The sequence below is a fragment of the Paracoccus sphaerophysae genome, assembly GCF_000763805.1.
Taxonomy (GTDB): Bacteria; Pseudomonadota; Alphaproteobacteria; order Rhodobacterales; family Rhodobacteraceae; genus Paracoccus; species Paracoccus sphaerophysae.
The window spans coordinates 1-11,419 of sequence record NZ_JRKS01000082.1 but is presented as its reverse complement, the minus strand read 5'-3'; the positions used below and the strand labels follow the sequence as shown (position 1 = coordinate 11,419).

The window sequence follows — 11,419 nt, the reverse complement described above, 5'->3', positions numbered from 1 at the left end:
GTCGTGGGCCGAAGGGGCGGCAGGGGCCGCCGGGCGGCAGGGGCCGCCGGGGAGGCGGAGGCCGCCGGGGCCATCGCGGCCTGACCGTGCCCGGCCTCGGCCGGGGCCACGGTGACGGTCAGCCGGGGCGCGGGGTAGCGCGGCTCGGGCTGGCCGGGGACGGCGACCTCGGTCGAGGCCACCTGCCCGTTGGCGCAGGTCTGCGTCACCGGCACCACCGGCTCGGTGCCCGGCGCGAGCTCGGGGCCGACCGCGGCGCGAAAGGCGAACTCGTCGTACCAGGCCGCCAGGGGGGCGGGCCCGGCCGACGTGTTCGTCGCGGACACCGGCATCGCGCCGGGCCACGCCAGCGCCAGCAGCGCCAGCAGCGCGAGCAGCGCCAGCGGGCGCGAGACCAAGGGGAACGGGCGCGGTCATCGCGCCTTGCCGTGCCGCGCCGTGGCGGGCCTTGCCCAAAGTCGACTTCTCGCCCCGGCTCAGGAAAGTTGCATCAGGAGAAATACCGCTCGGCCCGCGTCCAGAGCCAGCGCCACAAGGCTGGCGCACCGCGGTCCACGCGCGCCCCGACCAGCCGCAGGAACCCGTCGCGCTCGACCCCGTAATCGCGCCAGCCGCGGCCCTCGTTCTTCAGGATGTGGACCACCGGCTGGGCGCGGTCCAGCGCCTTGGCAAAAATCGCGTCGGGGGTCTGCACGGCCTCGAACTCGGTCCACAGGGCACGAAAGTCGGCCGCCTGGTCGGGCGGCAGCAGGCCGAAGATGCGGTCGGCGGCGGCCTCCTCGGCCGCGGCCTGCGCGATCGGGTCGTAGTCGCCGTGGATCGGGGTGTCGCCGGCGTCGATCTCGACCAGGTCGTGCAGCAACAGCATGCGGATCACCCGGTCGATGCGGACGCCCTCGGGCGCCTGGTCGGCCAGAACCATCGCATACAGCGCCAGATGCCAGCTGTGCTCGCCCGAGTTCTCCGGCCGCGAGCCATCCACGACCGTCGTCGCCCGCAGCACGTGCTTCAGCCGGTCGGCCTCGACCAGGAACGCCATCTGGCGGTCCAGCCGGGTCGCCGGTTCTTCTTTGTCCAAATATCCCGGGGTCCGGGGCAGCGCCCCGGAATCCGCGCTCACCGCGTCGTCTCGGTCAGCCGCCGCCGCACATAGGCCTGCACGGTGTCGATCATCGGCTTCATGTGCGCCTCGTCGTCGCGGAAAAAGTGGTCCGCGCCCTCGATCTCTTCGTGGGTCACGGTGATCCCCTTCTGCTCGCGCAGCTTGGCGACCAGCGCGTGGGTGTCCTTGGGCGGCGCCACCCGGTCGGCGGTGCCGTTGATGATAAGCCCCGAGGACGGACACGGCGCGAGGAAGCTGAAATCATACATGTTGGCCGGCGGCGAGACCGACACGAAGCCGGTGATCTCGGGCCGGCGCATCAGCAGCTGCATCCCGATCCAGGCGCCGAAGCTGAACCCCGCGACCCAGCAATGCTTGGAATTGGGATTCATCGCCTGCAGGTAATCCAGCGCCGAGGCGGCGTCCGACAACTCGCCGATGCCCTGGTCGAATTCGCCCTGCGACCGCCCCACCCCGCGGAAGTTGAAGCGCAGCACCGTGAACCCCATGCGGTGGAACGCGTAATGCAGGTTATAGACCACCCGGTTGTTCATCGTCCCGCCATATTGGGGATGCGGATGCAGCACGATGGCGATGGGCGCGTCGGGCTTGGGCTGCGGGTGATAGCGGCCCTCGAGACGGCCTTCGGGTCCGGGGAAGATCAGTTCGGGCATGGGGCTCCTTGACGACTGGCCGCCGCCGGCGGGGATGATCTGTCCCGGGGACGGGTCAGGCAGGTTCCTTGACGCAGCACGGGGCGGACCTTAGAGGGAAATCTGGGATGCGCGACCCGTTTCCGCAAGGAACGGCACCCCGGGGCTTAGCGCAGGGCACGAGACGGCGTCAACGCCCCGGACCATTCCTCGGACCCGGCGGCCCGATCCCGGCGGCCCCGGTCCGGCGATGCTGAACGAGAGGGCCGCAGATGAAGCTTTCCACCAAGGGCCGCTATGCCATGGTCGCGCTGGTCGACCTGGCGACGAGCCCCGGCAGCCTGACCACCCTGGCCGAGATCTCGCGCCGCCAGAACATCTCGTTGCCCTATCTGGAACAACTGTTCGTGCGGCTGCGCCGGGCGGGGCTGGTGGACAGCGTGCGCGGCCCCGGCGGCGGCTATCGCCTGGCCCGGCCGCCGGCCGGGATCAGCGTGGCCGACGTGCTGGGCGCGGTCGACGAGACCGTCAGCGCGCTGCATGTCGGGGCCGGCGCCTCGGGCGCGCAAAGCGGTACCCGCGCCCAGTCGGTAACCAACCGGCTGTGGGAGGGGCTGTCGGCGCATGTCTATGTCTTCCTGCACAACACCTCGCTTGAGGACGTGTCCTGCAACGACATGATGCCCTGCCCCGCCGTGCCGGCGATCCTGGCGGTGGTGGACGAGTGATCCGCCCTTTCAGCGCGCCCTTGCGGCAGCGGCGCAACGCCCGTGCCGGGCGCGGCCGGGTCACGCAAACTTGCGTTTGAAGCCCGCCGCCGGGTTGGGTAATCCCGTGGGAAAAAGGGGCAGTTCTCATGAATAAAGTCACGCTTGCCGCGGCGGCCGCGCTGGTTGCGCTGTCGGGTTGCGGCTTTGCCGCACGCGGCCCGCAGGTGGGGCCGGACGGCCAGCCGCTGCCGGTCGCCTATCGTATCTCGGCCCGCGACGATGCCGAGATCCCGACCCGCCTGCTGACCCAGGTCAACCTGCTGCGGGCGCAGTCGGGGATGGCGGCGCTGACGCTCAGCCCGCAGCTGGCGGCGGCGGCGGCGGCCCATTCGCGCGACATGTCGGCGCAGAACCGGGCCTGGCATTTCGGCTCGGACGGCTCGTCGCCGCTGGATCGCGCGCGCCGGCAGGGCTTTGCCGGGTCGCTGCTGGGCGAGAACATCTCGGAGACCTACGAAAACGAGATCGCCACCCTCAGCGGCTGGATGCAGACCCGCGACACCCGCGACGTGCTGATGGACCCCGCCGCGCGCGAGATCGGCTTCGGCTGGTTCCAGGAACAGACCAACAAGATCTGGTGGACCGCCCTCGTCGGCGGGTGATCCGACGGGGTGCGGCCTTGTCGCAGGGATGAACGCCGTGGGGTCACCGACCGCCACGGCGTTTCCGCGGACAGTGCCGAGTCGAGCCGGTGCGGGGGTGGCCGAGGCGCCCCGGCCCGCTGCAGGACGCCGCGCGCCCGGCGATGGCCGGCTAGCGGGCCGCAGGGCGAACGGCTGGATTCAGAGCGGGGCGACGCCGGCGGCCGTCATCAAGAACCTCGCGCATTGCCTGACCGGACGGGCATCTTCGCCGCCATTTTGCATGTCTGGGCAGGGGTGCGGGCGGCGACGCCCCCTGCTTGCCCCCCTACTGCCTCGCGGCCGCGCGTGATCGGGCCGGTGATCCGCCGCACGCACGAACCGGCCTCTCGGACGCCGGAGGACAGAGCGGGCAGCCATCGCTGCGGTAGCGCGCACGGCCCCCGCCGGGTGGCACCGCGAGATGCAGGTATCCCGGCCGGCGCAGGACGACGCCGGGGCGCTGCAATGAGAACGTCATGGGGTCCCTGGCCCCAGCCCCTCGCCCCGAACCACGCGCCGCCCTGTGGCGCCGCGCGTCAGGACCAGTCAGCCGCCGATCAGGGATAGATGACGATCGGCACGCCCGGGCGGACCATCGAGAAGATGTCCTCCATCTCGTCGTCGTTCACCGCGATGCAGCCCGCCGTCCAGTCGCGCAGCGTCTGCTTGTTGCCATAGGGACCGCGGCCGTGGATCATGATGTCGCCGCCGGGCTGCTGGCCCAGCATCATCGCCCGCGCCGCGTCTTCGGTGTCGGGATACGAGATCCCCAGCGACAGGTGGTACTGGCTGTTGGGGTTCTGGCGGTTGATGTAGTAGATTCCCTCGGGCGTGCGGCCGTCGCCTTCGAACATCTTGTGCCCGACCGGCTGCGGACCCAGGCCGACCTGATAGGCCTTCAGCACCTTCTGCCCCGACAGCAGGAACATCTGCCGTTCACTTTTCTTCACCACCACCTGGGTGACGGGCGGACCATTATAGGTCTTGAACTTGCTCGGCGGCGGAGAGCTGCACGCCGCGACCAGAACGAGCATCATCAGCGCAACGAGATTGCGGATCGTCAGAATCATTACTGCCCCAGAATCGGTTTTTGCGTTTTCTTTTCCCACCCCTACACCATCGGCCATTTTCCGCCAATCGCCAAGTGCCGGGGTTTTTAGCGATCAACCCCAGAGTGTTTCCGGAAAGCCGCAGCCAGCTCGACATGGGGCGACCAGCGGAACTGGTCGATGACCTCCAGCCGCTCCAGCCGATAGCCGCCCTCGGCCATGATCCGCGCGTCGCGGGCGAAGGTGACCGGATCGCAGGCGACCCAGGCGACGACCGGCACCCGCGACGCGGCCAGCGCGTGCGCCTGCGCCTCGGCCCCGGCGCGCGGCGGGTCGATCACCACGGCGTCGAACCGCGCCAGCTCGTCGGGCAGCAGCGGCCGGCGCGCGAGATCGCGGGTCTCGGTCGTCACCCGCCGCAGGCCCGGCGCGCCGCGCCAGCCCGCATCCAGCGCGGCCAGCGGCGCGGCCAGCCCCTCGACGGCGTGAACCTCGGCGGTCTCGGCCAGCGCCAGGGCAAAGGTGCCGACGCCGGCGAACAGGTCCGCCACCCGCCCGGCCTGCCCCACCGCGGCGCGGACGGCGGCGACCAGCGCCGCTTCGCCCTCGGCCGTCGCCTGCAGGAAGGCGCCGGGCGGCGGCACCACCTGCGCGCGGCCCATCGGCAGCGCCGGCGGGCGCAGGGTCAGCGCCTCGCCGCCCCAGTCGATCCGCGCCCAGCCTGCGGCACCGGCCAGCGCGGCGAGGTCCTGCATCAGCCCCGCATCGATCGGCTTGCCGCCGCTCACCGCGATGTCCAGCCCGGCCGGCGTCTCGGTCACCGCCAGCGACACCTCGGCCGAGCGCGAGGCGCCCAGGCTCACCAGCCGCCGCAGGTCGGGCAGCGCGGCGAGGATCGCCGGGCGGATCACCAGGCAGTCGGTCACGTCCACCACCACCTCCGAGGCGCGGGCGTGAAAGCCCACCAGCGCGCCCTTCTTCGTCCGCCGCCCCGACAGTACCGCCCGCCGGCGCGACCGGGGCGGCGAGGTGCGCACCGCCTCGACCCGCGCCGCGATCCCCTGCGCGGCCAGCGCGGTTTCGACGACCCCGGCCTTCCAGCCCGCCACGAAGCCGTCGCTGGCGTGCATCAGCGAACAGCCGCCGCAGAGGCGGTAGTGCGGACAGGGCGCGCGGACGCGGTCGGCCGAGGGCGTCACGATCCGGGGCTGGGCGATGCGGCCGTCCTCGGCCTCGCCGGCGATGATCTCGCCGGGCAGGACCATCCCCGCCAAGGCGCGCTCGTCGCCCGCCATGGCCACGCCGTCGCCGCGCCGGCCCAGCCGCTCCACCCGCCACTCGGTCATTCGGCGGCGTCCGCCTCGTCGGTGCCCAGGAACCCGCCCGACTGCCGGTTCCAGTAGCGGGCATACAGGCCCCCCTGCGCCAGCAGCGCCTCGTGCGAGCCCTGTTCCACGATCCGCCCGGCATCCATGACGACGATGCGGTCCATCTCGGCGATGGTGGACAGGCGGTGGGCGATGGCCAGCACGGTCTTGCCCTGCATCACGCGGGCGAGGCTGTCCTGCACCTGCGCCTCGACCTCGCTGTCCAGCGCGCTGGTCGCCTCGTCCAGGACCAGGATCGGCGCGTCCTTGAGGAAGGCGCGGGCGAGCGCGATCCGCTGCCGCTGCCCGCCCGACAGCTTGACCCCGCGTTCGCCCAGATGCGCGTCATAGCCGGTGCGACCGGCATAGTCGGTCAGGCCGAGGATGAAGTCATGCGCCTCGGCGGCTTTCGCGGCGGCGACCATCTCGGCGTCCGAGGCATCGGGGCGGCCATACAGGATATTGTCGCGGGCCGAGCGGTTGAACATCGCGGTTTCCTGCGTGACCATGCCGATGTTGCGGCGCAGGGATTCCTGCGTCACCGCGCGCACGTCATGGCCGTCCACCCGCACCGCGCCGCGTTCGACGTCATGCAGCCGCAGCAGCAGCGCGACCAGCGTGGACTTGCCGGCCCCCGAGGCGCCGACGATGCCGATCCGCTCGCCCGGCGCGATCCGCAGGTCCAGCCGCTCGATCCCGCCGGCGCCGCGGCCATAGGCGAAGCTGACGTCGTCAAAGTCGATTTCGCCGCGCAGCCGGCCCAGCGCCAGCGCATCCGGCGCATCGGTCAGGCTGTGCGGCGGGGACAGCGTCTCCATCCCGTCCTCGACCTCGCCGATGCTGCCCCAGATGCCCATCAGGGACATGCTGACCCAGCCGGTCATCTGCGCCAGCCGCATGGCGATGGCGCCCGAAGCAGCGACGTCGCCGGGTGTGGCGGCGCCGCGGCTCCACATCCACACCGCGCCGCCGACCAGCACCACCGGCAGCAGCCCGGCGACCACGGTCAGCGACAGGCGGAACCAGGTGTTCAGGCGGCCAAAGACGATGGCGCGGTCGCGGAACGTCTCCATCGCGCCCAGCGCGGCCTGGTCCTCGTGGCCCGACTGGGCGAACAGCTTGACGGTCTTGATGTTGGTGATGGTATCGACGACCTGCCCGGTGATCATCGCGCGGGCGCTGGCGCGCCCTGCCGACTGCGCCCTGATGCGGGGCAGGAAGAACCGGATCAGCGCCAGATAGGCGGCCAGCCAGGCCAGCAGCGCGACCGCGCCCCAGCCGTCGACCGAGGCGAGATAGATCGCCGAGCCCAGCACCGCCGACAACGCGAAGGCGGCGGTGTTGACCATCTCGGACGCCACATCGGTCACCGCCCGCGCCGTCTGCATCTGCTTCTGGGCGATGCGCCCGGCGAAGTCGTTGTCGAAGAAGGTGACCGACTGGCCCATCGTCCAGCGATGCAGCCGCGACAGCACCAGCGGCAGGACGTTCGGCCCGATGATGACGTTCGAGGTCGCCGCGGACAGCCCCAGCACCGCCGGCCGGACGATCAGGAAGAACGCCACAAAGCCAGCGATCAGCCAGCCATGCGTGGCGAGCGTCGCGGTCCCCGACTGCGCCACCGCATCGACGACCCAGCCCAGCAGGGTGGCCGAGGCGACCTCGGCCGCGCCCGACAGGGCCGAGGCGACGGCGGCGATGCCGAGGCCCGGCCAGGCGCCCGACAGCGCCCAGCGGAAGAACGCCAGCAGCGTGCGCGGAGGCGGGCCGTCGGCGGGGCGGAAGGCGTCGATGAGCCGTTCGAAGATGCGGTGCATCAGTCCTCTCCCGCCAGCAGCGCCACGTCGATCAGCGCGGGGGCGGGCATGACAAAGCCCGATTCGATCCACGCCGCCTCGGCGGCCCTCAGCCCGCGCCCCAGCGCCGGCCCGGACAGCCGGTCCGACAGGTCAGCAGCCGATACCGGCAGCTTCTGCCCGGCGGCGAAGTCGATCTGCTCGCGCCAGTCGGCGCGCAGCGCCTCTCCCCCCGCGGCGCGCAGCAGCGCGATCTGGCCGGCGCGCTCGGCCCCCAGCCGATAGGCCGCCTCGGAGAGCGAGCCGGCAAAGCGCAACTGCTCCTGCACCCGCGCCTCATCCCGCGACAGCCGCAGTCGTTCCGCTGCATCCGGCGCTGCCAAGGCGGCGAGGCGCACGGGCCATTTCTTCCTTGCACAAGTATTCTGGGCTGGCGAACGCCCGGCAAACGGTCCGGTGGACCGTTTGCAGTGAGCCAGGGGCAGAGCCCGAGGGGGGCAAAGCCCCGGCTCGGCCGCCACCACACGCGCCAGCCGATCCGCATCCGCACCCGGCAGCACCTGCGCCAGCACCCCGCTCCGCTGCATCAGCCGCACCGCCTCGACCGGATCGGGGGCGGACAACAGCTTGCGCATCTCGGCCCCGATCCGCTCGCGCGAGATCCGGGCGAGCCCCTCGGCCCCGGCCGCGCAGGCCGCCAGCGCCGCGTCATCCGGGGCCCCGCGGCCATAGCGGGCATGAAAGCGGAAGAAGCGCAGGATGCGCAGGTAATCCTCGGCGATGCGCTGGTCGGGGTCGCCGACAAAGCGCAGCCGCCGCGCGGCCAGGTCGTCCAGCCCGCCGACCGGGTCGATCACCGCCCCGTCGGCGCCGGCATACAGCGCGTTGATGGTGAAATCGCGCCGCGCCGCGTCCTCCTCGAGCCGGTCCGAGAACTCGACCACCGCCCGCCGCCCGTCGGTTTCCACGTCGCGGCGAAAGGTCGTGACCTCGAAGCCCTCGCCCTCGGCCACCACCGTCACCGTGCCGTGCTCGATCCCGGTGGGCACGACCTTCAGCCCCGCCGCCGCCGCCAGTTCCAGCACCCGCTCGGGGCGGAGCGCGGTGGCGATGTCGATGTCCTCGACTGGCTCGCCAAGCAGGGCGTTCCTGACCGCGCCGCCGACGATCAGCGCCGGTTGCGGGGCCAGCGCGGCCAGCACCTGCTGCAAGCCGGGATGGGCAGTGACCGTCTCGGGCAGGCGCACGGTCATGCCGACAGCCGCGTCGCCAGCGCCAGCAGCACCCGCGCCGTCGCGCCCCAGATGTAATAGGGACCGAAGGGCGCCACGTGATAGGACCGCCAGTCGCCGCGCCACAGCCGCCGTTCGATGCGATAGCGAGCCGGATCGGCGATATGGGCGAAGGGGACGGTGAATGCCTCCTCGACCTCGCCGGCCTCGGGGACGGGGGTGAAGCCGCCGCGGATCATCGCCAGCACCGGAGTCATGGAAAACCCCGTCACCGTGCGATGCGCGGGCAGCGTGCCCAGCACCTCGACCTGGGCGGGGTCAAGGCCGACCTCCTCATGCGCCTCGCGCAGGGCGGCGGCGACCTCGTCGGCATCGTCGGAATCGACCTTGCCGCCGGGCAGCGCGATCTGGCCCGGATGGTGGCGCAACCCGCTGGCACGCTTGGTCAGGACGAGCCGCCCGTCAGCGTGGAACGCCGCCAGCACCCCGGCGGGACGCGCCCCCAGGCCGGGGGGCGGGCTGCCGTTCAGGTCGAAATCCGAGGTCGGCTGCGTCGGCACCGCCAGAGCCCGCAGCAGCCGGTCGCGGACCTCGTCCTGCGTCATGCGCCTGGCGCCTCGATCGGGTTGCCCTCGGGGTCCACGGTCGCCTCGAAGCCCAGCGAGGCCGGGTCGAACTCGTAATGCGCCCCGCAGAACTGGCAGTCGGCGGTGACCCGGCCATCCTCGGTGGTCATGTGGCCGATATCCTTGGCCGAATAGATCGACAGCGTGCCGCGCACCCGGTCGGCGGTGCAGGAACAGCCGAACTCGACCCGCTGCGGGTCGAAGACGCGGGGCGTTTCCTCGTGGAACAGGCGGATCAGCAGGTCGGTGGGGGCGACCGAGGGTCCGATCAGCTCGATCGGCTCGACCGTGGACAGCAGGTGGTTGGCGCGGTTCCAGTCCTCGGACTCGGCCCCCTGCAGGATGTCGGCGGCCTCGATCAGCCCGCCTTCGCCGGTGCCGCCCTCGCCGCCCGCGCCCATCGGCTGCGCCGGCAGGGTCTGCAGCATCACGCCGCCCGCCCGCCAGCGTTCGGCCGCGTCGCCCGCCATCCACGACTGCCCGTAGCTGAGCGTGAAGCTGGACGGCAGCTGCTCGGACTGGGCGAAGTAGGTTCCCGCGCAGGCCGACAGCGACCCGCCGGCCAGCGGCGTGATCCCCTGATAGGGCAGGTTGCCGGCGCCCTGGTCGATGAGAATGGCGAAATACCCCTCGCCGATCTGGTCGAAGGCGGGGCGGTCGTCCAGCCGGTCGGCGTCGAAGCTCGCCCAGGCGCGGACGCGGGCAGGCGCGCCGTCCTCGGCCGGCGCATACCAGTCCGCGGCGATGCTGCGGATCGCGCCATTGCCGCGGACCTGGATCGACAGCTTCCAGCGCAGCTTGATCGACGGCCCGATCAGCGCCGTCAGCAGCGCGACCTCGGCCACCAGCGCGGCGACCGGGGCGGGGTAGTCGTGGCGCGACAGGATATGTTCCAGCACGCCGTCCAGCCGCGCCACCCGGCCGCGCACGCCCGAGCGGTCCAGCTGGAATGGCAGGACGGTATCGTCCCAGGCGATCTGGTTGATCTTGGTCATCTTAGCCTTTCGGAATGTCGCATCCGCGCAACGACAGGCGCGGCGGTTCGGCCTGTTATATAGGATGCCCGCCCGCGAACCCAAGCGCCCGGCAAGACCCCCTGCCCCGGCGCGCTTCTTCTTTGCCCAAATATCCCCGCCGGAGGCTCCGGCCGCGCCGCTCAGACCCAGCCGGCCAGGTTCTCGGCGATCACCTCGGCCAGCACGGCGATATGGGCGTCGTCGTCGTTGAGGCAGGGAATATAGGTGAACTCCTTGCCGCCGGCATGCTCATAGGCCTCGCGGATCTCGCCGTTGATCTCCTCCAGCGTCTCGATGCAGTCGGCGCTGAAGGCGGGCGAGATCACCGCGATGTCGGTGATGCCGCGGCGGGCGAGGTCGGCCACGTGCTCGACCGTATAGGGCTTGAGCCACTCCTCGCGCCCGAACACCGACTGGAAGGTGGTGTCGATGGCGTCCTCGGGCCAGCCGAGGCGCTCGCGCAGCAGCCGCGTCGTCTTCTGGCACTGGCAGTGATAGGGGTCGCCTTCCAGCAGATAGCGGCGCGGCATCCCGTGATAGGACGCGACCAGCTTCTGCGGCCGCCGCCCGCCCAGCGTGCGCTCCACCGACTGCGCCAGCGCGTCGATATAGTCGGGGCGGTCGAAATAGGCCGGGCAGGTCCGCACCGCCGGCTGCCATTTCTGCGCCATCAGCGCCCGGAACAGCTGGTCGTTGGCGGTCGCCGTGGTGGCGCCGGCATATTGCGGATACATCGGCAGGAACACGATCCGGTCGCAGCCCGCCCTGACCATCCGGTCCAGCACGGCGGGCGTCGAGGGATTGCCGTAGCGCATGCAGAAATCGACCAGCACCGCGTCGCCCCAGCGGCGCTCCGCCTCGGCGGCCAGCTTGGCGACCTTGGCCTTGGTGATGGTCATCAGCGGGCTCTCGTCGGCCTCGTTGTTCCAGATGGAACGGTAGTTCGCCCCCGAGGTGAACGGCCGCTTGGTCAGGATGATCCCCTGCAGGATCGGCTGCCATTTCCACCACGGATAGTCGATCACCCGCTTGTCGCTTAGGAACTCGTTCAGATAGCGCCGCATCGACCAGTAATCATGGCCGTCCGGCGTGCCCAGATTGGCGACCAGCACGCCGATCCGGGGCGCGGGCAGGGCCGGGTGGTCGGCGGGGGAACAAGGCGGGCGCTGATGCAGCGGGCCGGAC

At 71.4% G+C, this 11,419-nt stretch carries 12 protein-coding genes; 2 read left to right on the top strand and 10 right to left on the bottom strand.

Annotated elements, in window-relative coordinates:
• The 3 genes from IC63_RS17095 to IC63_RS15235 all read right to left on the bottom strand — a co-directional run.
• On the bottom strand, positions 1–398 hold a 398-nt coding region (locus IC63_RS17095; RefSeq protein ID WP_156965519.1), incomplete at its 3' end, for a DUF1775 domain-containing protein.
• A gap of 92 nt (positions 399–490) precedes the next feature.
• Positions 491–1,039: an HD domain-containing protein gene (locus IC63_RS15240; RefSeq protein ID WP_036721969.1), complete on the bottom strand. Its 549-nt coding sequence runs from the start codon at positions 1,037–1,039 to the stop codon at positions 491–493.
• A gap of 77 nt (positions 1,040–1,116) precedes the next feature.
• Positions 1,117–1,776, bottom strand: a complete 660-nt coding sequence (locus tag IC63_RS15235) for an alpha/beta hydrolase (protein WP_036721958.1) — start codon at positions 1,774–1,776, stop codon at positions 1,117–1,119.
• A 251-nt stretch (positions 1,777–2,027) separates the two neighbouring features.
• Here IC63_RS15235 and iscR point away from each other — a divergent pair, with 251 nt between their 5' ends.
• The gene (gene iscR, locus IC63_RS15230) at positions 2,028–2,483 is read left to right on the top strand and encodes a Fe-S cluster assembly transcriptional regulator IscR (RefSeq protein WP_036721955.1); all 456 of its coding nucleotides are present in this window, start codon (positions 2,028–2,030) and stop codon (positions 2,481–2,483) included.
• Positions 2,484–2,611: 128 nt separating this feature from the next.
• Complete coding sequence (dalA, locus tag IC63_RS15225) at positions 2,612–3,127, top strand: divisome-associated lipoprotein DalA (RefSeq protein ID WP_036721952.1); 516 nt, start codon at positions 2,612–2,614, stop codon at positions 3,125–3,127.
• Between the two features lie 578 nt (positions 3,128–3,705).
• Here dalA and IC63_RS15220 read toward each other — a convergent pair.
• The 7 genes from IC63_RS15220 to hemH form a co-directional block, all read right to left on the bottom strand.
• Entirely contained in the window at positions 3,706–4,218 is a 513-nt protein-coding gene (locus IC63_RS15220) for a L,D-transpeptidase family protein (protein WP_036721950.1), read from the bottom strand.
• Positions 4,219–4,304: 86 nt separating this feature from the next.
• Positions 4,305–5,543, bottom strand: a complete 1,239-nt coding sequence (locus IC63_RS15215) for a class I SAM-dependent RNA methyltransferase (protein ID WP_036721948.1) — start codon at positions 5,541–5,543, stop codon at positions 4,305–4,307.
• A complete protein-coding gene (locus IC63_RS15210) occupies positions 5,540–7,381 on the bottom strand; it encodes an ABC transporter ATP-binding protein (RefSeq protein ID WP_036721946.1) in 1,842 nt (613 codons plus the stop codon). Before IC63_RS15210 ends, IC63_RS15215 begins: the two co-directional genes overlap by 4 nt.
• On the bottom strand, positions 7,381–8,607 hold the full coding sequence (locus IC63_RS15205; RefSeq protein ID WP_408633587.1) for a CCA tRNA nucleotidyltransferase: 1,227 nt from the start codon (positions 8,605–8,607) through the stop codon (positions 7,381–7,383). Before IC63_RS15205 ends, IC63_RS15210 begins: the two co-directional genes overlap by 1 nt.
• Positions 8,608–8,609: 2 nt before the next feature.
• On the bottom strand, positions 8,610–9,197 hold the full coding sequence (locus IC63_RS15200; RefSeq protein WP_036721944.1) for an NUDIX hydrolase: 588 nt from the start codon (positions 9,195–9,197) through the stop codon (positions 8,610–8,612).
• A complete protein-coding gene (gene hslO, locus IC63_RS15195) occupies positions 9,194–10,213 on the bottom strand; it encodes an Hsp33 family molecular chaperone HslO (RefSeq protein ID WP_036721942.1) in 1,020 nt (339 codons plus the stop codon). Before hslO ends, IC63_RS15200 begins: the two co-directional genes overlap by 4 nt.
• A 161-nt stretch (positions 10,214–10,374) precedes the next feature.
• Positions 10,375–11,409: a ferrochelatase gene (gene hemH, locus IC63_RS15190; protein ID WP_036721964.1), complete on the bottom strand. Its 1,035-nt coding sequence runs from the start codon at positions 11,407–11,409 to the stop codon at positions 10,375–10,377.
• Positions 11,410–11,419: the final 10 nt, after the last annotated feature.

What these genes read in the sequence shown, in the direction of transcription:
- dalA (WP_036721952.1), top strand. Translation starts at nt 2,612, where the DNA reads ATGAATAAAGTCACGCTTGCCGCGGCGGCCGCGCTGGTTGCGCTGTCG.
- IC63_RS15215 (WP_036721948.1), bottom strand. Translation starts at nt 5,543, where the DNA reads ATGACCGAGTGGCGGGTGGAGCGGCTGGGCCGGCGCGGCGACGGCGTG.
- IC63_RS15220 (WP_036721950.1), bottom strand. Translation starts at nt 4,218, where the DNA reads ATGATTCTGACGATCCGCAATCTCGTTGCGCTGATGATGCTCGTTCTG.
- IC63_RS15200 (WP_036721944.1), bottom strand. Translation starts at nt 9,197, where the DNA reads ATGACGCAGGACGAGGTCCGCGACCGGCTGCTGCGGGCTCTGGCGGTG.
- hslO (WP_036721942.1), bottom strand. Translation starts at nt 10,213, where the DNA reads ATGACCAAGATCAACCAGATCGCCTGGGACGATACCGTCCTGCCATTC.
- IC63_RS15210 (WP_036721946.1), bottom strand. Translation starts at nt 7,381, where the DNA reads ATGCACCGCATCTTCGAACGGCTCATCGACGCCTTCCGCCCCGCCGAC.
- iscR (WP_036721955.1), top strand. Translation starts at nt 2,028, where the DNA reads ATGAAGCTTTCCACCAAGGGCCGCTATGCCATGGTCGCGCTGGTCGAC.
- IC63_RS15240 (WP_036721969.1), bottom strand. Translation starts at nt 1,039, where the DNA reads ATGGCGTTCCTGGTCGAGGCCGACCGGCTGAAGCACGTGCTGCGGGCG.
- IC63_RS15235 (WP_036721958.1), bottom strand. Translation starts at nt 1,776, where the DNA reads ATGCCCGAACTGATCTTCCCCGGACCCGAAGGCCGTCTCGAGGGCCGC.